Source organism: Planotetraspora sp. GP83 (assembly GCF_041262585.1).
GTDB lineage: Bacteria > Actinomycetota > Actinomycetes > Streptosporangiales > Streptosporangiaceae > JAOEGB01.
Genome location: NZ_JBGCBZ010000015.1, coordinates 14,164 through 38,700 on the forward strand (window position 1 = coordinate 14,164; position 24,537 = coordinate 38,700).

The window sequence follows — 24,537 nt, forward strand, 5'->3', positions numbered from 1 at the left end:
GCATGGTATCGGGCCAGTCAACTGCCCGTGGAGTCAGCTGGGCAAACTGGTCCTGGCCCCAACGGTACGGCGATCCGTGAAGCCGGTCGACGCCGCCCCGGTGGCTCTGGGCTGTCATGGCGCTTGTCAGCAACCCCGCGGCGGCCGAGCCGTACTGGATGGTAACCATCTACTCGGACGTCCTACTATCTCGATATGAGCTTCCCTCTCTACGCGCCCACCGAGGAGCACGACATGCTCCGGGAGACGGTCCGGGCCCTCGCCGACGAAAAGATCGCTCCCCGTGCCGCCGCCGCGGACGAGAACGAGGAGTTTCCTGAGGAGGTCTACAAGGACCTCGTGGCGGCCGACCTGCACGCCGTGCACATCCCCGAGGAGTACGGCGGAGCCGGCGCCGACGCGCTGGCCACCGTCATCGTGATCGAGGAGGTCGCGCGGGCGTGCGCGTCGTCCTCGCTCATCCCCGCCGTCAACAAGCTGGGAACCGTCCCGCTGCTGCTGTCGGCGTCCGAGGAGCTCAAGCAGCGGTATCTGGCGCCCGTCGCCCGGGGCGAGGCGATGTTCTCCTACGCCCTGAGCGAGGCGGAGGCCGGGTCGGACGCCGCCGCCATGAAGACCCGGGCGGTTCAGGACGGTGACCACTACGTCCTCAACGGCACCAAGATGTGGATCACCAACGCGGGCGTGTCGGAGTACTACACCGTCATGGCCGTGACCGACCCGTCGGCCGGGGCTCGTGGCATCTCGGCGTTCGTCGTCGAGAAAGGCGACGAAGGGGTGAGTTTCGGGCCCAAGGAGAAGAAGCTCGGCATCAAGGGGTCGCCCACCCGCCAGGTCATCCTGGAGAACGTCCGCATCCCGGCGTCCCGCATGATCGGCGAGCCGGGGACCGGCTTCAAGACCGCGCTGGCCACTCTCGACCACACCCGCATCACGATCGCCGCACAGGCGCTCGGCATCGCCCAGGGCGCGCTTGACTACGCCATTGGGTACGTCAAGGAGCGCAAGCAGTTCGGCAAGCCGATCGCCGAGTTCCAGGGCCTGCAGTTCATGGTCGCCGACATGGCGATGAAGCTGGAGGCCGCCCGCCAGCTGACGTACGCCGCCGCCGCCAAGTCGGAGCTCGCCATGCACGGCACGCCGGTCAAGGACCTCACGTTCTTCTCCAGCGCCGCCAAGTGCGCCGCCTCCGACGCTGCCATGGAGATCACCACCGACGCCGTCCAGCTCCTGGGCGGGTACGGCTACACGCGCGACTACCCGGTCGAGCGCATGATGCGCGACGCCAAGATCACCCAGATCTACGAGGGCACCAACCAGATCCAGCGCATGGTCATGGCCCGCCAGCTCCTCAAGTAACCCCTGACGTGCGAAGACCCCGTCTGCCGTACTCGGGAGGCGGGGTTCGTCATGTCCGATTCGAAGTCCCTAACGGATCTTGTTCCGTCGCTGTTCCGTGAGAGTTGCCGACCGTGTTTCGCGTTGGTCGTTAACGTCCGTCAGCGGGACGCGCCCGCGCTAACCGAGCGTGACGATCCCTGATCACGAAAAGCGAAGAGCTGCCGGGCCGTTGTCGTGGCCGGTGGCTCGTGTGCTTGCGAGCGCTACCCCGTGGCGCCCTGGTCGCCGGAGACGGCGCGAGGCCGGAACAGGCGGTCGTCGATCGCTTTGCGGGCGCGGTCATGAGTGAAGTTGCCCCGGTTGTGTGGACAGGCCGGGGTTTGCGGCTATGCGGCAGCGTAGCGGGATGCCGGGTGTGTCGGCGTTCGTATTCGGTGGGGCTGAGCATGCCCAGGGTCGAGTGGCGCCGGCGGGGGTTGTAGAACCCTTCGATGAAGTCGAAACAGGCGGCCTTGGCCTGGGCGCGGGTGGCGAAGTGATGCCGGTCGAGCAACTCGGTCTCCAACATTCATCAGGGTTGCCAGTTCAGCGGTACGGGCATCGGGACCGCGGACACATCTCGTCGTCGCCGGCTGCGCGCCACCTCGCGCTGCCAACCCATTCATAAGCGCCATACAAGTCGATCCCAAGAGCGCCGTCCCACCATGGCCGTGCGAGGAGAAATCAGCCTTTCTGCGTATGGATCCTCGTGCGAATTCGGTGTCGTTCTTTCCCGGAGGGAATCGCCGCCGGATGGCCCTCATGAAAGGAAAAGGGGATCGACGTGAATGCCCACGCATTTGAAACGTTGTGCCAGGCCGTGGAAGAGACGCATGCGGGCCGAGCCGACACCGCCCGGCGCTGGCTGGACAAGTTACGCGGACTGATCGACCCGGAGAACGCAGGCGACGACTTCCTCTACCTGCTCTACCACGACGCGTTGACTCGTCGGCTGGGAACCGATCAGGACGGGCGGGACAACCTCTACCTGCGCCGGTTCGAACGGCCGCAGATCGAATTGTTCGATCTGGTGGCCGAACACCTGCCGGTGGTGAAGCTGGCCGGCCGCATCGGCGGCGCCCTGCTCGCCCAGCATCTCGCTGGGCGGCGCACGGCCACCCTGCTGTCGATCGGCATCGGTTCGGGTGTCCAGGAGGCGACGCTCCTGACCGCGCTCGCGAAACGCGGTATGGCGCCCGGACGGCTGACCGTCATCGGGGTGGACCCCGCGGTGGAAAGCCTTCACCAGGCCGAACGATCCCTCCGCGACACCGGCGTCACGCTGGACTTCCACGGCGTCGCCCGCTTCGCCGAGCACATGACCGACGATGACTGGGACCTGGTGCGCGGAGCGCCTCGCCCGCTGGTCATGAACGCCGCGTTCGCGCTGCACCACCTGCGTGACTCCTTGTCCGGCGCCGATGAAAGGAGCACGTTCTTCGCGAGGCTGCGAGACGCGGAGCCGGAGGCCGTGGTGCTGTGCGAGCCGGACTCCGATCATCATAGAGTGCCTCTGCCCGAGCGGTTCCACAACTCCTGGAAGCACTTTCACCACGTCTTCCGGCTGATCGACGCGCTGGACGTCTCGGCCGCCGACCGTAACGCGATGAAGCTGTTCTTCCGGCGCGAAGTGGCCGACATCGTCGGCACCGCCGACGACGAGGAGCGCTACGAACGGCACGAGCCGACAGCGCGATGGTTGGACCGGTTGCGCCATGCCGGGTTCCGGCCGACGCCCGCCCCCGCGAGCGCGCTGCCGGATACGGCCCATCCCGCCTTCGTCCGGCGAGATCGCGACAGCGTGCGCATCGGATTCGACGGCGAATCGCTCGTGGCCGTCATCCAGGCAATGCTGGCGCAGGCATAGGCGATGTGTACTTGGCGCTCAGAGCGGCGACAACCAACGCGAGTACGGCGACAACCAGGGCGGCAATGTCCATGGTCCAGAGCGTAATAACGTCATCCCAAGTTTCAGCCGAGATTCCTTACTTGTGGGGGACGGAGCGATCCAGATCATCCGCATTACGCGTCTGGAGCACAGGGCGCGGGCGAAATAGGCGGTCGTCGATGGCCTTGCGGGCGCGGTCGTGGGAGCCGGGCATCATGTGGGCGTACACCCGGAGCGTGAAGCCGGGGTCGGTGTGGCCGAGGTACTCGGCGAGTTCCTTCACGGAGACGCCGCCCGCGAGCATGACGCTGGCGTAGTAGTGGCGGAGTTGGTGGAGACCCTCCCTGCGGGAGGTCGTGAAGCGCTTCCGCGCTCGGGCGTCCCTCTCGGGCGCCTGGATGACGCCGGCCGCGACGAGGGCGGGCTTCCAGACGAGTTCGCTGTAGCTGCGCGCCCGGATGAACTTATCGTCTGTCCAGCGGAAGAGCAGGTTGTGCGTACGGAGAGGGCCGTTGAGCTTCTCCCAGGGCAGCGAGCAGGCGAGCGGCGGATACACCTTGATGTGCCGTTTGATGGCCGTAGCGGTCCACTCAGGGAGCGGGGCCATGCGCTCACGGTCGTTCTTGGGGAGAGCGAACACGTGGTCTCTGCCGAGCTTCTTGATCTGCCGCCGGACGCGGACGATGCCCTCGTCGAAGTCGATGTCTTCCAGGGCCAGGCCGAACAGCTCTCCCTGACGCAGACCGCAGGAGGCGGCGATGATCGGGATGAGGCGGAAGAGATCCGGGTGGGCGTGGATCATCGCATGGACCCACTCGTCCGACCATGCGATCAGCTCTTCTCCGGAACGCTTGGGCACCTGGACAATCGGGGATCGGGCCGGGTTCTTCCTGATCGCCTCGTCCGCGACGGCAAGTTCAAGGACGCCTTGCAGGACGAGGAACGACGTCTCGATGGTGGATGAGCCGTAGCGCTCGTTCAGGTCACTGATCACGCCTGGACGTGCGAGGGGAGGATGCTCTTGACCTGCCGCCGTGCAAAGGCCGGGCCGACGTGCAAGCGGTAGATGTACTCGTATCTGATCTTCGTGGACGGGTCGACGATGCGGGAGCCGAGCCAGCGGGCCGCGATGTCACCGAACAGCACCTTGCCGGCGTTGGGGTCGATGTACTCACCGCGGCTGACGTCGGTCCCCATCGACGCGGCCTTCTTCTCCGCATCGGCCTTCCGGTCGAAGGCGGCGGACACTTCCTTCCCATCGGGGTCGAACCACACCGCGAGCCAGCGCTTACCGCCGCCGTATCGCGAGGTCTTGACCTTCTCAGTTCTGCCGTCCGGGTGGCGGACCGTCTTGGTCCACAGGTCCTTGACGTAGGCCACCAGCTACTCCTGTTCCCGGACCCAGGACATGACGTCCTCGGGGACGTAGCGCAGGTGACGGCCGATCTTCCGGCTTGGGGACCGGTCCGGTGGTGTCGCCACTGGTAGAGCGTGGCCACCGGGACGCCGAGAAACGTTGAGACCTCTTCCACCATCCAGAGCCGTTCGAGGGTGATCATTGGCCACCGTCCGCAAACCACGTCGCCGTGAGCGTGGCAACCAGGGCGTCACCGGGGGAGAAGCCCTTTCCTGCGTACTCCCATTCGGAGATCACGAGGACGGTGTCCTCGTCGAAGAGGGGCAGTCGTCCGGTGGTGAGGGTCTGCGACCAGGTTGTACAGATCATCGAACCGGCGTGAGGGGTCCTCGCCGGCCCAGCGGTGCAGTTTTGTTCTGAATGCTCAGTACCCGCCACTCGGCCAGATCCGGCTCAAGTAGCAGTTCGCCCATATTCACAGGCGTAATCTCCTGACGTGACGTCCCTACCTGCTGAAACTGCTGCCTGCCTTCCCCATGTACGCGGCTTTCCCGCGCTCGGAGTACTACGCAGGCTCTGCCCCATCCCGCGCCTTCGGCAGACGACGCACCTATCCCCAGCGCGTCCCTGGAGAGGGCGCGCGCGAGGACCAGCACGAGATGGTTCCCACGTTCACTGCTGACCGCTTGCGGGAGGAGGCGCCCAGCTATGCCCCTGCGGCATCGCCCTGGTTACGCCGTAGACCTTCACCAAGGCCTCCCGACCGGACGCGACACCCGGCCCAGGAGTTCCCCACCGGGCATCGCCCGGCGGGTACGCACCGCAATCCAGCCCATATCCGCCGAATTTGAGCTGGTGGAAGCCTTAAAGGGCTTTACAGCGCTGGTTCCTCACGTACACCTTTCCCGCTCGTTAACCGGACCCATGCCGTCCGGCAGTACCGGCACGTTCCGACGTCGTCGAGGCTGCTCCCACCCTCACCCGCGACTCCGGGGTCAGGCTGCCTCCAACTTCAAACGACCCGCTACGACGGGCCATCGGCGGAGTCCTTTCACCTCCACACGGTCAAACAGCGCCTCGTGGCGCACGCCGCGCGGCTTCCGGTCCTCGGGCCTTGACGGCCCTGCGGTCCGGGTCCACTTGCCACCGGGACGACAGACTGATCGCCGTCGCCAAGCATCGATTAGGGCTGATCTTGCTAACACCGGTGCTAACAACGGTCCTGGACGGGCACGGACGACGATGGATTCTCGGCGATCGGACACCCCGCCTGAACAGGAACTTGTGTCAACGCTGGACGGCCGTGGACCAATCTCAATCGGCTTGTAAATAGAAGGTCTCTGTATACCGAAGGCTTGTCAAGGCGCTGAGGGTGTGGCCGGAGCGTCCCGTTATGCCCTCCTTGAGTGCTCTTGTTGTGCTCTCGTCCTGGCGTTTGGATCTAGGGGGGTGCTCTTGTGTGGTGCGTCACAAGCGGCGGGTTCCGGACGCGTCACCCGTGCCGCCGCCTGTTCTGCCCGGCCCGGTCCTCTCGTAGTGCGCAGGTCATCGGCCTGCGTTGTTCGCCAAGAAGGAGTCGTGAGCATGACTGCACTGACCTACACCATCCTCACCGACCCGCCGTCCTTGGAGGCGTCAGTCGACGGGCGGTCTCCGTCCACGGGGACGGCGTATCTGATGGTCACCAACACCGGAGAGACGGTGCCCTGGTTGAGGATCGAGATAAAGGTGCCCGTCGGTGACGGCGCCGGCCACCTCACCCGGGACATCAGCACGATCAAGCCGAAGGGCGAATACACCGACACACAGTCGGGCCCCCAGGCGGACACCCAGCCGGTGATCGTCCAGCCGCAGGGGGCCAACGTCTTCCAGGTCACCCCTCAGAGCGGTCGCATAGAGGGTTTCGCGCCCGGTGACTACATGCTGCTGACGCTGGAGGACGTCACCGTCGCTCCCACCGCCGGGGTGGCTGTGCTGATGGTGACCGAGACCATCAGAACCCCTAGCGGATGGCAGATCAGCGATGCGGCGGTGCCGTTGGTGAAGGCCGCTCCGAAGGAGATTCCGCCGCCGCGGGACTTCCGCCCGGACAAGGCCATGCTGGACGCCGGAGAAAACCTCACGCTGAGCTGGGACGGATCCAACGACTTCAGCTACGAGATCCGGTTCCCCGGTGGGCAGGTGGACGTCGCCCCGGATGCGCGTGCCTGGTCGCCGGCCGAAGCCCCGAAGCGGGCTACCACCTACATTCTCGTCGCCACCGACCCCACCACCCAGCAGCAGCACTTCCTCACCACGACCGTTCAGGTGCGTTATCCCGTCCTGGAGACGCTTACCGCCACCATCGGCATCGACACCCCCTGGGTCCAGGGGACGGCGAACAAGGGGCGTGTCACCTTCACCGACACGGGGGTGGAGATCTTCAACAACTCCGGCGGGCAGGGGACGGTGACGGCCGACAAGGCCGACCTCAACGGTGTGAACACCGAATGGGTGCAGGGGAGAAGCTCCGACGACGGACAGATCACCTTCCCCAAGGACGGGATCGACGTTCGCCAGGGAAACGGAGCATGGGGAAACGTGCACGCCGACAAGGCCGACCTCAACGGTGTGAACACCGAATGGGTGCAGGGAAGAAGCTCCGACGACGGATGGATCAGCTTCCCCAAGGAAGGGCTGAACGTGTATCGGGCGGGCACCCATGAGTGGGGAACCGTGTTCGCCAAGCACGGCCGGATGGCCTCAGGAAAGACCCGCCCTGGACAGGGCTGGAGGGTCTACGCACCCAACTCCATCTGCATCGACGTCGATACCACCGCAGGCCAGTTCACCGGTAACCCCATTTACCTCACCTCCATCGGAGGCGCCGGCGGCATGCAGTACGACCTGGTCGGCACCAGTGCCGTCTACGACATCACCGCCAACAAGTTCAGCGTCTACCTCAAATGGCGCGACGACCGCGACCTGACTCCCGCCATGGCCCAGCAGTTCGGCTGGTACATCAACTGGATCGGCTACGACACCCCCTAGACGAGTAAGTCCTAAGTTGTTTGGTGTGCGGAGACGACGAAGGGTGTTGAAGATCGATTTGTGACGATCGACATCAACACCCTTCTCACCGCACTGTACGTGAAGATCGACGACTGGCTCGGCAAAGCGCCCCGCATCGGGCGCCCACCGAAGCTGACCGAGGCCGAGTTACTGACCCTGGCAGTGGCCCAGGCCCTGCTCGGCATCCGTTCCGAAGCCCGCTGGCTGCTGTTCCTACCTCGGCATCTACCCGGCGCGTTCCCCTATGGATTATCGCAGGTGATCGCATCCGGGGTCTGAGAACACCCAGATCTACGAGGGCACCAACCAGATCCAGCGCATGGTCATGGCCCGCCAGCTCCTCAAGTAGCCCTTGAAATGCGAGAACCCCGCCTGGCCGGTTCAGCAGGCGGGGTTCGCTGTCTCCGAGCGTGGTTCTCAGAGGGTGGTTTGCGAGTTGACGTCCTTTTGTCGTTGGGGTTGGAAGAGGCGGGCTGGTTGACGTGGCAGCGCGCGGCCGCGTGTGAGATGCAGGAGGATCAGCCCTGGATGGACTTGGTCTCGAGATACTCCTCAAGGCCGTACCGGCCGAACTCGCGGCCGTTGCCGGACTGCTTGTATCCGCCGAACGGCGCCAGGACGTTCCAGTCGGCACCGTTGACGTCCACCTGGCCGGTGCGCAGCCGGCGGGCGATCGCCATCGCGCGGTCGTGGCTGCCGAACACCGCGCCGGTGAGCCCGTACATCGTGCTGTTGGCGATCTCCACGGCCTGGTCGTCGCCGGTGTACGGGATGATGGTCAGGACGGGGCCGAAGATCTCCTCCTGGGCGATCAAGGCGTCCGGCGCGACGTCGGCGAAGACCGTCGGCCGTACGTACGCGCCTCCGTCCAGCCCATCGGGCCTGCCAGGACCGCCGAAGACCGGCCTGGCGCCATCTGCGACGCCCTGTTCGATGTAGCCGTTGACCCGCTGCCGGTGCTGCTCGGAGGCCATGGGGCCGATGTGGGTGGCCTCGTCCGTCGGGTCGCCGACGACGTAGGTGGCCGCGGCGGCCATGGCCAGCTCGACCGCTTCGTCCTGCCGGGAGGCCGGGACCAGCATCCGCGGCCACGCGCCGCAGACCTGGCCACCGTTGGGGAAGGCCATGGCGATGCCATGGGCGACCGCCTCGGGGAAGTCGGCGTCGTCGAGGATGACGTTGGCGGACTTGCCGCCGAGTTCGAGCGTGACCCGCTTGACGGTGTGCGCGGCGGCGGCGGAGATCTGCCTGCCCGCGCGGGTGGAGCCGGTGAACGACACCATGTCGATGCCGGGATGAGCCGCGATGGCCGCGCCGACGGTCGGGCCCGTGCCATGGACGATGTTGAACACTCCGGCGGGTAGCCCCGCCTCGGCGGCGACCTCGGCCAGGATGGCCGCCGTCAGCGGCGCGATCTCCGACGGCTTGAACACCATGGTGTTGCCCGCGAGAAGGGCGGGCGCCATCTTCGAGACGATCTGCTGGAGCGGGAAGTTCCAGGGCGTGATGGCGCCCACAACGCCGATCGGCTCGCGCACCACCAGCGAGTTGCCGACCTGCTCCGTCCAGGAGAAGCCGGGGGCGAGCGCGGCGAAGGACGCCGCCACCGCGACCGGGAAGGCCGCCTGCGCGGTGCGGGACAGGGTGATGGGGGCGCCCATCTCGCTCGTGATCGTGGTGGCGATCTCCTCGGCGCGGCCGCGCAGCCCTTCCGCGATGCGGCCCACTACCTGTGCGCGTTCGGCCGGGTCGGTGGCGGCCCAACGGGGGAAGGCCGCGGTCGCCGCGGCTACGGCTCGGTCTACGTCGGCCGTGGTGCCCTCGGGAACCTGGGCGATGACCTCACCGGTCGCCGGGTTCACTACGTCGATCATGCCGGTGGACCCGGCGGCGGGCCGGCCACCGATCCAGTGGGCTCCTGCGTGCAGTGTCGATGCGCTCATGCGACCACCGTGGCCGCGGGGCACGGCCGGAGGAATGTTCCACTGATCCAGGGATCGGCAGTACATGGATAGGTGGGCTCTGCGCCTTGATGATCGGCCCCTGGGAAACATTTCTGACCGGGAAGTGTTCTCAAACGACGCATAGCAGGCCGCCCGGGTGCCGGCGGCCGTGCGTGTGGCCTGCCCTGCCATCCGTGTCGCCTTCGTTCGCTCCGACAAGGCCCAGAGGAGGACAACCATCGTGGACCGGGTTCGACTCGCCGAGTTCCTGCGCAGCCGCCGGGAGGCGCTGCAGCCCGAAGACGTGGGGCTTCCTCGTGGCGGGCGGCGGCGTACGGGTGGGCTGCGGCGTGAGGAAGTCGCCGTGTTGTCCGACATGTCAGTCGATTACTACAGCAGGCTGGAGCAGCGACGCGGGCCGCACCCGTCGGAGCAGATGCTCGCCGCCCTCGCCCGCGGCCTGCGCCTCTCTCTCGAGGAACGCGATCATCTGTTCCGCCTCGCCGGTTATGCCGTTCCCCAGCGAACCCTGCGTGGCGACCACATCAACCCCGGCATGATGCGCGTCTTCGATGGTCTCGACGACGCCGCCGCCCAGGTCGTGAACTACCTCGGAGAGACGCTGAAGCAGACCCGGCTGTCGAAGGCGCTGATCGGCGATGAGACCCTCCGCACCGGAATGGACCGCAGCGCGCACTACCGGTGGTTCACCGACCGTACCGCGCGATCTATCTATCACGAAGACGACCATCCGACGCACAGCAGGCTGATCGCGGCGAACCTGCACGACCTGTACACACGCGACCGCGAGAACCCGCGTGTGGGGGCAATCGTCGACGCGCTGCTCACCGAGAGCACCGAATTCGCCGCAATGTGGCGCGAGCAGCCGATCAACCGCCTGTACTGCCCGCCCAAACGTATCCAGCACCCACAGCTCGGCCTGCTCGAACTGCACTGTCAGACACTGATCGATCCCGACCAGTCCCAGATCCTGGTCGTCTACACCGCGCCGTCGGGCAGCGAGAGCCATGACAAACTACGCCTGCTGTCCGTCATCGGCGACCAACGCGTCTATTAGCAGGTCGCGGGCACGCTGTTCGCCGCGGCGGCGACCGACCCGCCGACCCTTGCGCGCTCGCGACCTATGCCAAGCCCTGGACCTGCCCATCGTGTCGAAGAAACCGAGAACATCCGCAACGTGCGGCGTGACCTCCCCGAGGTTGATCGCCGGAGGGGTGTCGAGCGTGTCAGGGCTGGCCGACGAAGTTGACCTTGACCGCGGCCGGGCGGGAGGTCGAACTGGGCGGCGCCGGCACGAACTCGACGACACCGCTGCCGTAACACGGCAGGTTCAGCGAGGTCGGGATCGCGGCGGCCACGCCGTAGTAGCGCAGGACGATGGGTGTGACGGCCGAAGCGGAGTTCCCCAGGGAGACGCCGACCGCCGTGGCCGCGCTGCCGGTGTAGCCCACGTCGACCGTCGAGGGCGACGGCACGGGACGGACTTCCACCGTCTGCCCGGCCAGAGGATGCCCGGTCTGGCCGGGGTAGACCGGACCGAAGCAGGCCATCTTGATGACCGATTGTCCGGCCTGCCCGTTCACGAGGCCGTAGAAGTACTGGTTCGGGCCGATCGGCGCGGGGTCGATCACGCCGGCAAAGGCGGGCGCTGACGTAGAGGCCAGGACGGCGGCGGCTGCAAGGGGGACGAGCCGGATGCGAAGCTTCCGGGACATCGATGCCTCCATTTCGCGAGACAGCGGGGGGACGCGATAGGGCATTGCGCAACAGACGGTAAATATCCCGGCCCAGCCGGTCAAGGGCCTTTCTGGACGTCGGGTCGCCGCGCACTTATTCCCGCTCGGCGGCATCAGCGGTCCGCGCCCCGGGATCGGAATGGTGCGCCGGCCCTGCTCAAGGTTCACCGCGGGACGCGCAAGCTCGAAATCTCCGCGGGGCCGTTCAACAGGACGTACGGATTTTGGCGGCGGTCAGGAGGCCAGTAGGGTCTCCAGATTCTTGAAGTCCTGTTCCACGCCGCTGCCGACGAAGGTGTAGCGCCAGTCGGCGAAGAAGTTGGGGAACCTGGTCCGGATGTATTTCCGGTCCTCCGGCAGCAGCGTCTGGATCCGGTGGCGTAGCGCGCCCAGCTCCGCCCCGTAGGTCGGGTAGGGCGAGGGCTGGTTCCGCGTTTTCTGGTCGGCAGACCAGGTCTCGAAGCAGTGGCGAAACAGCTGGTCGAGATCGGCGACGACGTCGTGCGCGGGGACGAACCTCGCCGTGCGGGCCAGTTCCTGCACGACGTTGTCGGGTTTGGCGACGAGCGTCGTGGACGGGTCGGCCGCGAGGGGCGGCGAGTAGACGGTCGGTCCCGCGCGCACCACTAGCGTGCGGTCGCCGGGGTACGCCTTCGCGCCCCGAAGGTACTGGCGTAGTTGGTCGTAGCTGATCTCCGGCTGGGTCGGGCTGGTAGCCATCTTCCCGACCCAGTCTCCGATGGTCGTCGGCCCATCCGAAACCGAGGGGTCCAGCAGCGTCGGCTCCGGTTTGGGCCCGCCCGAGGGGATGTACACGATCGGGGCCACGTGATACCACCAGCCGACCTGAAGCCGCTCGCCGAACCCCGGCTGGTCGCCGCCGCGGGGAGTGTTGAGGCGCAGTCCGCCCGCCGCGATGGCGAACACCTTGTCCACCTGGTAGTCCGAAGTGGCGAGCATGTTCGCCATGATCTCGGCGCGGGCGAAACACCCGTCCGTCGGATAGCGGTACGGGATGGGCGTCGGCGCGCCGGACGGTGGGGTGAAATGCGCGTCGCGCAATGTCGCGAACAACGCGAACAACTCTTCCTCGGACGCCAGGATCTTGCTCTGCACCGAGACGACGTCGCTCTCTCTGGCCCACCCGTGACTTCCGGCGTTAGCGCCCTCCAGGACCCGGATCTGCCGCCAGCCGGACAGCGTCTGGTAGACGAACACCCGGGCGGTGGTGCGGACATCGGCCACCGGGGCTGTGGGGCCGGTGCTCGGGGTGGGATAGACCGCCACCGGCGATCCCGGCTTGCCCTGGATTTCGTAGGCCATTCTCGTGTTCCCGTCCCTTCCGGAGGGTGAGGACAATACAGAGACCGGCAGGTGGCCGAAGCTTTCTCCCTGTCGGCCGGCGATTCGGCCCTGTCGCCGCCCAGGTCATACGGTCCCCGGAATTCATCTCCGTCTCTCGTGTATCCGAGGATGCGCGTTGATTGTTACACCGAGAATTATGTTGATCAATAAGGGTGGTAATAGTGACGAATCTTGCCGAAAAGCTGACTCGTGACCTATTCCGCCATTTTGCCGGATTGGGCGGATCGGTCACCGGAAACTTGCGCTGTCCGCAGCCGCCCGCGCGGAACCCGGGAAGTCCGCCAGCTCAGAACTGGGCCTTATCTTACAGAACTACGGTTCCGGGAAGTATAGTTCTGTAAGTGGCGAGGAGGAGTGCCTGATGATTACCAAGCCGGAGCGGATCTTCGATCGGGTGCGGGAGTGGCAGGGGCTTGTGTCCTTCGTGTCCGGAGCGCCTGCCGGGCCGGTTCCGGGTGGTGCGACTCTCGGCGTTGTCAGCGGGCGGCGTAGGCAGGGCAAGAGCTTCCTCCTGCAGGCCCTGGCCGAGCAGATGGGCGGGATGTACTTCGCCGCCACTGAGGCGACTGAGGCGGAGTCGCTGAGGCAGTTCGCGGAGGCGCTCACCCGGTACACGCGCGAGGTGGCGGAACACCCTTTTCGCGACTGGAACGATGCGATCAGCTACCTGTTCCGAAGCTTTCGCGGGCGGCCGGTGCCGGTGGTAATCGACGAGTTCCCCTTCCTGTCGCGGGTCACGCCCAGCCTGCCGTCCATCATCCAGAGGGAGTTGGGCCCCGGCGGGAGCGGAAGAGAGAGCGACGCGCGACTCCTGCTCTGCGGCTCAGCCATGTCGGTCATGGGAGGTCTTCTGGCGGGCCAGGCGCCTCTTCGTGGACGTGCAGGCCTTGAGCTGGTGATTCAGCCCTTCCGTTACCGGGACGCCGCCGAATTCTGGGGGATCACGGGCCCGCGACTGGCGATCCTGGTCCACGCGATCGTCGGCGGCACCCCCGCGTACCGGTACGAGTTCACCCAGGGTGACGCGCCGGCCGACCTCGCCGACTTCGACTCCTGGGTCATCAGGACCGTCCTCAATCCTCAGAAGCCGCTCTTCCGAGAGGCGCGCTACCTCCTGGCGGAAGAGTCGGACATCCGCGATCCCGCCCTGTACCACTCGGTACTGGCCGCCATCGCCGGCGGCAACACCACCAATGGAGGAATCGCGAGCTACGTCGGCCGCAAGTCCGATCAGATAACCCACCCGCTCAACGTGCTGGAGGACTGCGGCCTGGTTGCCCGCGAGCCCGACCTCTTCCGCCCAGGCCGCTCCAGGTATCGCATCGTGGAGCCTCTGATCACGTTCTATGAAGCGATCATGCGCCGTCGCTGGCCGGAACTGGAGTTGCACCGGGCGGAGAGCGTCTGGCGATCGGTCCGGCCGACCTTCCTGGCGCAGGTCGTCGGTCCGCACTTCGAAGCGCTCTGCCGCGACCTCGCCCTGGAGGCCGATGAGACCCTGTTCGGTGACTTCCCCGCAGAGGTCGGCTCGGGAGTGGTGAACGACTCGGCCAATCGCACTCAGATCGAAATCGACGTGGCGGTCCTGCCGCCACAAGAACCGGGTCGTCCCCGTCGGATCCTTTCCCTGGGCGAAGCCAAGTGGGGCGAGACCATGAGCCACCACCACACGAGCCGGCTGGCGAGAGCCCGCGACCTCCTCGCTCAGAAGGGCTACGACACCCAAGAGACGATCCTGACCTGCTACGGCGGCTCAGGCTTCACCAGTGAGCTGAAGAGGGACGCCGTAGAGGACGACCGCATCCTTCTGATCGACCTCAACCGTCTGTACGAGCCCCGCTGATGGCCGGCCCGGCGGCGAACGGGGCGAAGCGGCTTATTTCTTGCAGATGTTCTGGGTGGCGGTCCTGGCGACGGGGGCCGTCGTGGCCTGGGGTGATGTGGGGGAGCCGGTCGGCGACCCCGTGGGCGACTGGGTGGCGACGGCGACCGTGACCTTCTTGACCGTGTTGTTCCGCTGGCCGACGACGACCTCGATGCCGTTGGCCTCGGGCCGCTCGCGGAGCCCCGCTCCCGGGATGGCGGCGGCCACCGTACGCGCGGAGTCGAGGCGGCCCGGGGGATAGCGGACGACGGTGTTGGCGAAGTCGCGTTGGGCGGTGTCTCCCGGCGTGGACGGCACCATGAATCCGGCGGCGACGAGGGCGGCCTTCGTCTTCGCGCCCAGCCCGGTGATCAGCGTGCCGTTCAGGACGCGGACCGCGATCCGCTCCGGTGGGATGGTCAGCGCGGTGGGGGAGACGGACGGCGAGGGGGACGGCGTGGCGCCCCCGGACGCCCCCGCAGAAGACCCAGCAGAAGGCCCCGGAGTAGCCCTTGTAGAAGGCCCCGCGGACGGCTTGCCGGACGGCTGGGCGGTGGGCTTGATGAGGGGCTCGTCCGCGCCGATCCGGCGGAACAGTTCCCGTGCGGCCTGCTTGTCCCAGAGCACGGCTGACTCGCCCGTCGGCGTCGTGTAGTTCACGTTGGCCAGCGGAACGGTCGCGAACGACACGTCGTCCGTGGAGACGCCCTTGAGCTGGTTGGCCAGGCCGAGCAGGTCGTCCGCCAGAGCCGGGTCCACCGTCAGGGTGCGAAGCGTGGAGTTGACCAGGCCGCCGAGCTTGGCGGGGTTGGCGAGCGTACCGCCGCTCAGCGCCTCCTGCAGCAGAGCCGAGATGACCTGCTGCTGCCGGTCGATGCGGTCGAGGTCGGAGCGGGCCGTGGCCCTCGTCCGCGCGTACGCGAGGGCTTTGGCCCCGTCGAGGGTGTAGGTGCCCGGCTGCAGCGCCAGCTTGGTCTTCGGGTCGTCGATGGCCACGGGGGTGCATACGGTGACCCCGCCGAGCGACTCCACGACGCCGATGAAGCCGAGCACGTTGACCTCGACGTAGTGGTTGATGCGCAACCCGGTCGCCTGCTCGACCGTCCGTACGGCCAGCTTGGCCCCGCCGAACTGGTACGCCGAATTGATCTTGTGGGTGCCCTTGCCGGGGATGTCCGTCCAGCTGTCGCGGGGCAGGCTGACGACGGTGACCCTCTTGTGGTCCTCAGAAAGGTGGAGCACCATCATCGTGTCGCTGCGCTGACCGGCCTCGCGGCCCAGATGGAGCTGGATCTGCTGCTGCCTGGAGAGGTCGTCCCGCTTGTCGACGCCGACCAGCAGGATGTTCATCGCGCCCTGTGGTCCGGGGTCGGTCGTGCCCGCGTCGACCCTCTGGATCTTGCTGGCGGCGTAGTTGGGCAAAACCCACAAAACGCCGGAGCCGAGCAGGACAACCCCAGACAGGGAGCCCGAAATGAGCAACGACCGCAGCCCGGCCCGGCCGCGCCGGGCACGCCTCGCCGCGAGCCTGACCCCGCCGTAGCCGTCGCCTCCAACGCGGACGCCGGAGTCCTCCCCATGGTCGCCAGGCATTCGCGGTCATCCTCCGGTTGCCGTCTCCACCCCTTCGTACAGTAGCGTGAGCGCCGCCATGAAGCCCTTTCCCGACTCGCGCCACACGAGCCAGAGCCCCGATCGGAACGCCATGCGCGACTGGCCGCCGGTCTCGGTCATCATGCCGGTGCTCAACGAGGAGCGGCATCTGCGCGACGCCGTCAGCCAGGTCCTCGACCAGGACTACGAGGGCCCCATCGAGGTCGTCCTCAGTGTCGGACCGTCACAGGACCGCACGCTGGAGGTCGCCGACGCGATCGCCGCGGAGGACCCCCGCGTCACCGTCGTCCCCAACCCGACGGGCCGCACTCCGAACGCGCTGAACGCGGCGCTGGCCGCGACGCGCAACCCCATCATCGCCAGGGTCGACGGGCACGCGATGCTCCCGGCGGACTATGTCCGTACGGCCGTGGAGACCCTGGAGGAGACCGGAGCCGACAACGTCGGCGGCATCATGGCGGCCGAGGGCGTCACGCCGTTCGAGCAGGCCGTGGCGTGCGCGATGACGTCCAAGATCGGTGTGGGCAACGCCCGCTTCCACACCGGCGGCGAGGCCGGCCCGGCCGACACCGTCTACCTGGGCGTCTTCCGCCGCGAGGCGCTGGAACGGGTCGGCGGCTACGACGAGCACTTCCAGCGCGCCCAGGACTGGGAGATGAACCACCGCATCCGCGAGACCGGCGGCCTGGTGTGGTTCCAGCCGCGCATGCGGGTGTCCTACCGTCCCCGGCCGAACGTCCGCGCCCTCGGGAAGCAGTACTTCCACTACGGCCGGTGGAGGCGGGTCGTCTCCCGCACCCATCAGGGCACGATCAACCTGCGTTACCTCGCCCCGCCGGCCGCCGTGCTGGCCATGTTCCTCGGCCTGGTCGTCTCGCCGTTCTTCTGGCCGGGGCTGCTCATCCCCGGCGGCTACGTCGTCGCGATCCTCGCGGGCTCGGTGCTGACCGGCCGTGGTCTGTCGACCGCCGCGCTGGTACGGCTCCCGCTCGTCTACGCCACGATGCACATCTCCTGGGGCACCGGCTTCCTGACCAGCCCGCCGGGGCTCAGCAAGCCCCGCCCCGAGGCTGAGAAGGCACGCCTACAGGACCTCTTCGAAGACTGAGGTGTCCAGCGCGAAGTCGACCGGGTCCGGAATGTGGATCTCCCCGCCGAAGGTGACGGACGCGGAGGTGTGATAGCGGCCGTCCTTCGGTTCGCTGAAGACGCTCACCGTCGGCGGCGTGGCGATGGGGTCGATGAGGAGCATGATCGGCACGCCGCCACTCGCGTAGATCCCCGGCTTCTTCCCGCGGTCGTCCTCGGCGCTTCCCCTGGACACCACTTCGGCCACCAGCTTCAGGCCGGAGGAGAGCAGTTCGCGTTCGCCCCACCTGGGGCAGTCCTTGGAGGCCAGCACGAAGTCGGGCTCCACCGGGTCCCGGGGGCCGTCGATGCAGACGTCGACGTTTCCCGACCAGGCACGCCATCCGCGCTCTCGGCAGAGGGAGCGGAAGGCGTCGTACAAAAGCATTGCGGACCAGCCGTGTTCGGGGGTGCCCACGGGGCTCACTATCAGCCTCCCATCAATGATCTCGGTCCGGAGCCCCGGCAGAGGCGGCAGCGAGTCGAACAGCTCACGGGGAGTGCTGGGTAGCGGCCGGTCGGCGACCGGTTGGAGCGTCGCATGGGGCTTGCGTGATGTGGCGACCATCGGCTGACGCGTCCCTTCGTGTCCGTATCGATACTCTCGGTGTATCGGCGAGTATTTCACTCTCGCGCGGAAAGGGCGATGGTTTCGGCGCCGGCCACCTCAATGCGGCTGTTCAGGGACGCCGCGGCGCAGGCGCGTTTGACGGCCTCGTCGAAGCGGGTCAGCGCGTCCGGGTGGTCGGGACCCAGCAGATGGGCGCGCAGCTCACGCCGGGCGCCGGCCATCGGGTCTTCACCCGCCGTCTGGAGGTGGCCCAGGACGCCGGGAAGCTCGCGCAGGTCGTCGCTGAGGAGGTACGCCGCGCCGGCGGTCGGGTAGCGGTGGCGGAACTCCGGCTCCGGCCGTCCCGCGACGTTCGTCACGGCATACGGCTTGCCGCTGGCCACGAAGTCCGTCACGACGCTGGAGATGTCGCCGATGAGCAGATCCGCCTGGTTGAAGCAGTCGTAGAGGCTCGGGCCCGCGCCCGTCACGGCGAGGTTCGGTACGGCGGGCACCCCCGAGCCTGCCGTACGGGCCTCCGAGCCTGCGGTACGCGGCTCGCTGAGGAGTGCCAGGATCCGCCGGTGAGCGGCACGTGCCGCCGGGGAACGGTGGCCGGTCAGCGGGTGGGGCTTGTAGATCAGCCTGACGGGCTGTCCGAGCAGGGCGCGGACCAGGGCGGGTCCCATCGTGACGATCGAGGTGTGGAAGAGGTCGTCGGTCCACCCCTCCCACGTCGGCGCGTAGAGGACGGTCCGGTACGGCACGACGCCCTGGGTGAAGGGGCTGCTCCGCAGCACTTCGGAGAGCTGGGGGCGGCCGACCTCCACGATCGCCTCGTCCCGGACTCCCACCTGGGCCCGCCGGTAGCGCTCACGCCCGGCCGGCCCCGCCACCCAGACCTCGTCGTACACCTTCGTGAACGGGTTGAACGACGCCTCCTTGTCGCTGTCGCCGTGGCCGATGAACACGCTCGTGACGCCGGGCACCCGCAGCATGTGGATGTTGTTGCCGACGTTCGACGCGAAGAGGGCGACCCGGGCCGAGTCGAGGCCGCGGAAGTTCATCAGGTCGACGGCTGACGGAATGCAGAGCACGGGCAGCGTCGTGCGCCCGAGGGCGTTGGCCAGCTCCCGCTCGCGCAGCACGACCAGCGCCCGGCAGCCGATCCGCTCCAGCGGGTCGAGCCACATCGTGGCCTGGTAGGCCGACTTCGGCGGGCCCGAGAAGTAGAGCAGCACATCCGGCTGGTAGGCGCGGACCTGCTCGTCCACGGCCCTGATGATCCGCCCCCGGTTCCGCAGGTGGGCGGCCCGCCGTACGTGCACGAGAAGGGCCGCGACGGCGGCCAGCTCCACCGCGACGGCCGCGATGGCCGCGACGGCCCCGGCCGCCCCGGCCACTCCCGCGGCCCCGATCGCTCCGGCCGGCCCGCCCGGGGCCCCAGGGCGGCCGGCCGTCAGCGCGCCGAACGCGGTGAGGCCCACGGGCAGCGCGTCGAGGTAGAGCAGCCGCGCGCCGCGCCAGTTGAGGAGCCTCTCCGGTGGCGCGGGCGGGATCCGCAGCGTCGACAGGTCGAGGTTCCTGGTGGTCACCGGCATGAGGTTGTGGCAGCGGTTCAGCAGATCCGCCAGCGCGGTCTGCACGGCACGCACGCCGTGGAAGGCGAACATCCCTCCGGCCAGCAGGACCAGCCACCGCGACTCAGCTCCGGCGATCCGCGCGACCAGCAGGACGGCGGCCGTCTCGCGCATCATGAAGCGGAGTGTGACCCCGAGATGGGCCCTGCCGAGCCGCTCCGCCGTCTTTCTCGGCAACGCGACCTCGGCCGCGTACGACAGGGGCACCACCGCCGCGAAAAGCCACGGAAGCGGCCACAGCGCGGCCGTGAGCAGCGCCGGATACGACCCGAGCAACACCCCTGCGAGCAGGGCGCGCTTCGCCCTGAACGTTCCCCCCATGCGCTGCTGCCTATCCCCCGACGACCCTTCGGGTCATCACCGTCTCATCGTGTGAGCCGTACGTCCACGACCTGGCCGGTGAGGCGGGAGAGCAGTACGTCGAGGCTGGTGCGGGCGACCGCGCTCGGCGACAGCAGCGTCGCGGCCGGCTCGTCGCCGAAGGCCCGCAGGCGCATGGGCGTGGCGGTCCGCTCGGGGTTCACGCAGTTGACCTGGATGCCGTGGCAGGCCCATTCGTCGGCCAGGGCCTGCGTGAGGTTCACGACGGCGGCCTTCGTGGAGGAGTAGAGGCTGTAGTCGGCCCGTCCCCGGGTGTAGGACGAGGAGGTGTAGAGCAGCAGGTGGCCCCGGGTCTCCGCGAGATACTTGACCGACGCCCTGGCGATGTTGACCGGGCCCAGGTAGTTGACCGCGACGATCTCCTCGACAGACGCCTGCCCCGCGTCGGCCAGCTTCCCCATGTGCAGCACGGCGGCCGTGTTCACCACGTAGTCGATGCGCCCGGTCTCCGCGTACACCCGGGCGAGGGCGTCCTCGACGGCGGCGGCGTCCTCGACCCGGACGCCGTTCAGGCTGCGGGAGAAGGAGTGCACGGCCGCGCCGTACCGGTTGGCGAGGCTCACGATGTCGGCCCCGATGCCGTAGCTGCCTCCGAAGACCACCACGGTGCGGCCTTCGAAGCCCCGGCGGTACTCGTCGTCGGTGAGCGCCGGAGCCGTGCTCTCGGCGAGCTGGAAGAGCTTGTCCGCGATGAACACGTCGACCGGGTGGGTGACCTTCATGTTGTGCTCGCTGCCCGGCACCAGGTAGATGGGCACGTCGGGCAGGTAGCGGAGCACGACGCCGCAGTCGTCGGTCGCGGGGAGCTTCTCGAAGTCCGGGTCCGCGAAGGCCCGCTCGTAGGCCGCCCGGATGACCGACAGCCGGAAGCACTGCGGGGTCTGACCGCGCCGGAGGCGCGACCGGTCCGGGATGTCGCGGATGATCTCCCCACGGGGGCCCGGCACGGCGACCACGATCGTGTCGGACGAGGGGATCGCCACGTCCACGGCCTCGTAGCGCTGGAGCGCGGCGACGCACTCGCTGATGATGCGGGGCTCGACCAGCGGCCGTACGGCGTCGTGCAGCAGCACGTCGCACTCCTCGTCGCCGAGCGCGCGCAGGGCCCGCCAGGTCGACTCGGTACGGCTCGCGCCCCCTTGGAGGATCTGCGTCACCTTGGTGTAGCGGTTCCTCCTGACGAGCTCGGCGGCCTCGTCGACGAAGCCGGCCGCCATCAGCACCACGACCTCGTCGATCTCCGGGTGGCCGTCGAACACGTCGAGCGTGTGCTCCAGGATGGTCTTGCCGGCGATCTTCAGCAGTTGCTTGGGGGTGTTCAAGCCGACCCGCTGCCCGATCCCTCCGGCCAGCACCACCCCGACCGTCCGAAGACGCGATTCCGCGATCATGATCTCCTCCCCGCACCCGACCATACCCGTGTGGGAAGACGGTGAAGGTGATTGCCAGCTAGTGATCACTCGGTTACGTTGCGATGTGACATCCCGTAGGCATTCTCAAGCTGCTGAAGCGCTTGCGAAGCGCGAACGACGGGGAAACCACCGACCTTGGGAGTGGAGCTGAGCAAGCGGGGCGTTATGGGCGATCTCCCGCCGAGTCCTGAGATCGCCGGCACGGTGGCGCTGGTCTACGCGACCTCGCCCGCCGCCGGGCTGCGCTGTGACGCCGGAAGCCTCCTGCAGCGGCTCACCCGCCAGCTCGTCCTGCTGCCGGTCCGCGACCTGCACGTGGTGACGCGCGGCGACGACGGCTTCCCGTCCGTGGACGGCATGCGGCACACGGTCATGGCGAGCGACGGGCTGGCCGAGGACCTGCGGATCGTGGCCAAGGTCGCCAGGTCCTCCACGTGCCCGGTGGCGGTGCTGCCCGGCGACGTCGTGGCTCACACCGAGGCCCTCGCGGCCCTGCTGGAGCACCCGTCCCGGGGCACGGGGGCGATCGTGGCGAACGGCGAGGCCGGGCCGCTCCGCCCGCCCGTCAGGACCGAATGGGGCCGCGTCGTCTCGGCCGGAAACTCCTTCCACGAGGTCGCGTGGGCCAACGGCACCTTCCGCGGCGTCCTCCAGGTGGGGGAGGCGCACCTCGCGAGCCTCGCCGACGTCGCCGACGAGCTGGCGGACCTCGCGCAGAGCCGCCACCTCGGCCGCGCCGCCGACACCGAGGTCGCCGACCTGCTGCTGGCCGGCCTCGTGCGCGCCGGAGTGCCCGTGATGGCCACCGCCATCGGCAGGCTGCACTGCGAGCGGGTCGTGGGCCGGCTCGCGGCGGACGCCGCCATCCAGCGGCTCGCCGAGGTGGACGAGCCGGAGGCGCGGCTCGACGCCGCCATCAAGACCGGTGACGGCTTCTTCTCGACCTACTGCGTCAGCTCGTGGTCGCGCCATGTCGTACGGCTCGCCGCCCGGCTCCGCCTCACCCCGAACGCCGTCACCGGGATCTCCGTCGGCCTCGCGGTCATCGCGGCGATCTGGTTCTCCGACGGCAGCCGGGTGGCCCAGATCATCGGGGCCGTGGCGCTCTATCTGTCGTTCGTGCTCGACTGCGTGGACGGCCAGCTCGCCCGCTACACGCGCGCCTTCTCCCCGCTGGGGGGCTGGCTCGACGCGATCGCGGACCGTGTGAAGGAATACGTCGTCTACGTCGGGCTCGCCCTCGGCTACGCGGCCGGGCCCGGCGGGCCGCGCGGCATCTGGGCGCTCGCGGTCGGCGCGATGATCCTGCAGACGATCAGGCACATGGTCGGCTTCTCGTATGCCGGGGCGGTCGCGGACGCCGTCCGGTCCGGCGCGGTGCGAACCGGCCCGCCGCGCTCGCTCGCCGTCCCCTGGGACACCCCGCCGGACCCGCGTTCGATGCCGGGATCGCAGGCGTTACAGGGCGCCGGGTCCGTGCTGGCCCTGTCGAGGCGGTTCGACCACGGCGTGGCCTACTGGATGAAGAAGATCATCGTCTTGCCCATCGGGGAGCGGATGGCGCTGATCGCCGTCACGGCGGCCGTGGCCGACGCCAGGGTGACGTTCCTCGCCCTGCTCGGCTGGGGCGGGGGCGCGCTCCTCTACACGGTCGCCGGCCGGATCGCGAGGTCACTCGCATGACGTGCGGCGTACATGACGGACGCGCTCGCGTCCGTGCTCGGGTAACGGCGGGGTGGGCATGATCTCGGTACAGATGACGCCGGTGCCGCGCGGCACCGTGATGGCCTACCGCGACGACGGGGTGCTGTCGAGGGCCATGGGCATGCTGGTCGCCGGGCAGCTGCCGCCGCTCCCGCCCGCGATGGCGGGGGCCTTCGTGACCGGCGTCCTGCTCCTCGTGGGGGTGGCGGGGGCGGACGACCTCGCGGTGTTCGCCCCGGCCGTGGCCTTGCTGCTGGCCGGGTCGGGCAGCTCCCACCGGCATGACGGGCGGCTCGACTGGCTGGTCCCGCCGATCCTGCGGCTCACCGAATACGGCTTCGTCGCCTCGGTCGGCTTCGCCCGCGACGTGCCGCCGGTGCTGATCTTCGCGGTCCTCGGGGCGATGGCCTTCCACCACTACGACACCGTCTACCGGGTGCGGCAGCACGTCTACCCGCCGCCGTGGCTCGCGACCCGGGGGCTCGGGTGGGACGGCAGGATGCTGGTCGTGGCCGTCGGCGGGCTGCTCGACGCGGTGACCGTCATGTTCGGCCTGCTCGCCGCCTACCTGTGGGTTCTGTTCTGCTGGGAGAGCCTCACCTGCTGGCTGGCCGCGCCCCGGGCGGTGGACGAGGCGGCCGACGGGGGACCGGCGGATTAACGGGAAGCCAACTCCGGATTACCCACACTGGAGCAAAAGCCAACTAACCTTTGAGGTTACTGCCTGACGCTCGACCTCAAGGAGTGCACGAAATTGCTCGGAATGGTGCTGGCCGCCGGGGCCGGACGTCGCCTGCGGCCGTACACCGACACGCTCCCCAAGGCGCTGGTGCCGGTCGACGGTGAGACGACGATCCTCGACATCGCCCTGCGCAACTTCGCGGCGGTGGACCTCCGCGACGTCGTGGTCATCGTCGGATACCAGGCGCGGGCCGTGCGCGAACGGCAGGCCGACCTCGAGCGGCGCCACGGGGTGAAGCTGACCCTCGTGGACAACGACAAGGCCGAGGAGTGGAACAACGCGTACTCCCTGTGGTGCGCGCGCGACTACTTCGAGCAGGGCGCGCTGCTGGTGAACGGTGACACCGTCCACCCGGTGTCGGTCGAGCGGACGCTGCTGTCCTCCGAGGACGGCGCGGACATCCTGCTCGCCGTGGACGACGTGAAGTCCCTCGCGGACGAGGAGATGAAGGTCACCCTTGAGGACGGCCACCTCAAGAGGATCACCAAGCTGATGGACCCCTCCGAGGCGTACGGCGAGTACATCGGGGCGACGCTGATCCGTCCCGGCGCGGCCGAGCGGCTGGCCGACGCCCTCCGGGCGACGTTCGAGCGCGACCCGCAGCTCTACTACGAGGACGGCTACCAGGAGATGGTCGTCCGCGGGGAGAAGATCGCGGTCGCTCCGATCGGCGAGGTCGACTGGGTCGAGGTGGACAACCACGACGACCTGTCCAAGGCCCGTGAGATCGCATGCCGCTACTAGCGGTCGCTTCGGCCTTG

20 protein-coding genes and 1 pseudogene are annotated in these 24,537 nt (G+C 68.2%); 10 read left to right on the top strand and 11 right to left on the bottom strand.

Going from position 1 to position 24,537, the window contains the following annotated elements; all coding sequences use genetic code 11:
- Positions 1 to 195: 195 nt before the first annotated feature.
- Positions 196 to 1,359: an acyl-CoA dehydrogenase family protein gene (locus tag ABH927_RS21160; RefSeq protein ID WP_370023985.1), complete on the top strand. Its 1,164-nt coding sequence runs from the start codon at positions 196 to 198 to the stop codon at positions 1,357 to 1,359.
- 400 nt (positions 1,360 to 1,759) lie between these two features.
- On the opposite strand, the pseudogene ABH927_RS21165 reads toward ABH927_RS21160, so the two are convergent.
- Positions 1,760 to 1,906, bottom strand: a pseudogene (locus tag ABH927_RS21165) (IS3 family transposase); the annotation flags it as partial.
- A gap of 258 nt (positions 1,907 to 2,164) precedes the next feature.
- Between ABH927_RS21165 and ABH927_RS21170 the strand changes: the two are divergent.
- Positions 2,165 to 3,247, top strand: a complete 1,083-nt coding sequence (locus ABH927_RS21170; RefSeq protein WP_370023986.1) for a GRAS family protein — start codon at positions 2,165 to 2,167, stop codon at positions 3,245 to 3,247.
- Between the two features lie 118 nt (positions 3,248 to 3,365).
- Here the strand turns inward: ABH927_RS21170 and ABH927_RS21175 are convergent, their stop codons facing one another.
- From ABH927_RS21175 to ABH927_RS21185, 3 genes are all read right to left on the bottom strand, one after another.
- Positions 3,366 to 4,262, bottom strand: a complete 897-nt coding sequence (locus ABH927_RS21175; protein WP_370023987.1) for a tyrosine-type recombinase/integrase — start codon at positions 4,260 to 4,262, stop codon at positions 3,366 to 3,368.
- Positions 4,259 to 4,648: a hypothetical protein gene (locus ABH927_RS21180; protein WP_370023988.1), complete on the bottom strand. Its 390-nt coding sequence runs from the start codon at positions 4,646 to 4,648 to the stop codon at positions 4,259 to 4,261. Before ABH927_RS21180 ends, ABH927_RS21175 begins: the two co-directional genes overlap by 4 nt.
- 175 nt (positions 4,649 to 4,823) lie before the next feature.
- On the bottom strand, positions 4,824 to 4,994 hold the full coding sequence (locus tag ABH927_RS21185; protein ID WP_370023989.1) for a hypothetical protein: 171 nt from the start codon (positions 4,992 to 4,994) through the stop codon (positions 4,824 to 4,826).
- Between the two features lie 1,215 nt (positions 4,995 to 6,209).
- On the opposite strand from ABH927_RS21185, the gene ABH927_RS21190 reads away from it, so the two are divergent.
- Positions 6,210 to 7,655, top strand: a complete 1,446-nt coding sequence (locus tag ABH927_RS21190) for a hypothetical protein (protein WP_370023990.1) — start codon at positions 6,210 to 6,212, stop codon at positions 7,653 to 7,655.
- A gap of 60 nt (positions 7,656 to 7,715) precedes the next feature.
- Positions 7,716 to 7,955, top strand: coding sequence for a hypothetical protein (locus tag ABH927_RS21195; RefSeq protein ID WP_370023991.1), 240 nt, complete (start codon positions 7,716 to 7,718; stop codon positions 7,953 to 7,955).
- A gap of 239 nt (positions 7,956 to 8,194) precedes the next feature.
- Here the strand turns inward: ABH927_RS21195 and ABH927_RS21200 are convergent, their stop codons facing one another.
- Positions 8,195 to 9,619 carry an aldehyde dehydrogenase family protein gene (locus tag ABH927_RS21200; protein WP_370023992.1) on the bottom strand — a complete coding sequence of 475 codons (1,425 nt, stop codon included), beginning with the start codon at positions 9,617 to 9,619 and terminating at the stop codon, positions 8,195 to 8,197.
- Positions 9,620 to 9,860: 241 nt separating this feature from the next.
- Between ABH927_RS21200 and ABH927_RS21205 the strand changes: the two genes are divergently transcribed.
- Complete coding sequence (locus tag ABH927_RS21205) at positions 9,861 to 10,697, top strand: helix-turn-helix transcriptional regulator (protein WP_370023993.1); 837 nt, start codon at positions 9,861 to 9,863, stop codon at positions 10,695 to 10,697.
- Between the two features lie 169 nt (positions 10,698 to 10,866).
- Here ABH927_RS21205 and ABH927_RS21210 read toward each other — a convergent pair whose 3' ends face one another.
- Positions 10,867 to 11,355: a hypothetical protein gene (locus ABH927_RS21210; protein ID WP_370023994.1), complete on the bottom strand. Its 489-nt coding sequence runs from the start codon at positions 11,353 to 11,355 to the stop codon at positions 10,867 to 10,869.
- 255 nt (positions 11,356 to 11,610) lie between these two features.
- Complete coding sequence (locus tag ABH927_RS21215; protein ID WP_370023995.1) at positions 11,611 to 12,699, bottom strand: protein-glutamine glutaminase family protein; 1,089 nt, start codon at positions 12,697 to 12,699, stop codon at positions 11,611 to 11,613.
- Between the two features lie 403 nt (positions 12,700 to 13,102).
- On the opposite strand from ABH927_RS21215, the gene ABH927_RS21220 reads away from it, so the two are divergent.
- The gene (locus ABH927_RS21220; RefSeq protein WP_370023996.1) at positions 13,103 to 14,584 is read left to right on the top strand and encodes an ATP-binding protein; all 1,482 of its coding nucleotides are present in this window, start codon (positions 13,103 to 13,105) and stop codon (positions 14,582 to 14,584) included.
- A 33-nt stretch (positions 14,585 to 14,617) separates the two neighbouring features.
- Here ABH927_RS21220 and ABH927_RS21225 read toward each other — a convergent pair whose 3' ends face one another.
- A complete protein-coding gene (locus ABH927_RS21225; RefSeq protein ID WP_370023997.1) occupies positions 14,618 to 16,198 on the bottom strand; it encodes an LCP family protein in 1,581 nt (526 codons plus the stop codon).
- A gap of 58 nt (positions 16,199 to 16,256) precedes the next feature.
- Here ABH927_RS21225 and ABH927_RS21230 point away from each other — a divergent pair, with 58 nt between their 5' ends.
- Positions 16,257 to 17,327, top strand: a complete 1,071-nt coding sequence (locus ABH927_RS21230; protein ID WP_370023998.1) for a glycosyltransferase — start codon at positions 16,257 to 16,259, stop codon at positions 17,325 to 17,327.
- Here ABH927_RS21230 and ABH927_RS21235 read toward each other — a convergent pair.
- From ABH927_RS21235 to ABH927_RS21245, 3 genes are read right to left on the bottom strand one after another with little or no spacing between them, the layout of a single operon-like run.
- Entirely contained in the window at positions 17,304 to 17,915 is a 612-nt protein-coding gene (locus ABH927_RS21235) for a Uma2 family endonuclease (RefSeq protein ID WP_370023999.1), read from the bottom strand. The genes ABH927_RS21230 and ABH927_RS21235 overlap by 24 nt on opposite strands.
- A gap of 56 nt (positions 17,916 to 17,971) precedes the next feature.
- Complete coding sequence (locus ABH927_RS21240; RefSeq protein ID WP_370024000.1) at positions 17,972 to 19,858, bottom strand: CDP-glycerol glycerophosphotransferase family protein; 1,887 nt, start codon at positions 19,856 to 19,858, stop codon at positions 17,972 to 17,974.
- 44 nt (positions 19,859 to 19,902) lie between these two features.
- Positions 19,903 to 21,309, bottom strand: coding sequence for an SDR family NAD(P)-dependent oxidoreductase (locus ABH927_RS21245; protein WP_370024001.1), 1,407 nt, complete (start codon positions 21,307 to 21,309; stop codon positions 19,903 to 19,905).
- 186 nt (positions 21,310 to 21,495) lie between these two features.
- On the opposite strand from ABH927_RS21245, the gene ABH927_RS21250 reads away from it, so the two are divergent.
- The 3 genes from ABH927_RS21250 to ABH927_RS21260 all read left to right on the top strand — a co-directional run bounded on the left by ABH927_RS21250 (position 21,496) and on the right by ABH927_RS21260 (position 24,520).
- A complete protein-coding gene (locus tag ABH927_RS21250; RefSeq protein WP_370024002.1) occupies positions 21,496 to 23,013 on the top strand; it encodes a CDP-alcohol phosphatidyltransferase family protein in 1,518 nt (505 codons plus the stop codon).
- Positions 23,014 to 23,071: 58 nt separating this feature from the next.
- Positions 23,072 to 23,695, top strand: coding sequence for a DUF5941 domain-containing protein (locus ABH927_RS21255; RefSeq protein WP_370024003.1), 624 nt, complete (start codon positions 23,072 to 23,074; stop codon positions 23,693 to 23,695).
- Positions 23,696 to 23,788: 93 nt separating this feature from the next.
- The gene (locus tag ABH927_RS21260) at positions 23,789 to 24,520 is read left to right on the top strand and encodes a sugar phosphate nucleotidyltransferase (protein WP_370024004.1); all 732 of its coding nucleotides are present in this window, start codon (positions 23,789 to 23,791) and stop codon (positions 24,518 to 24,520) included.
- Positions 24,521 to 24,537 lie beyond the last annotated feature (17 nt).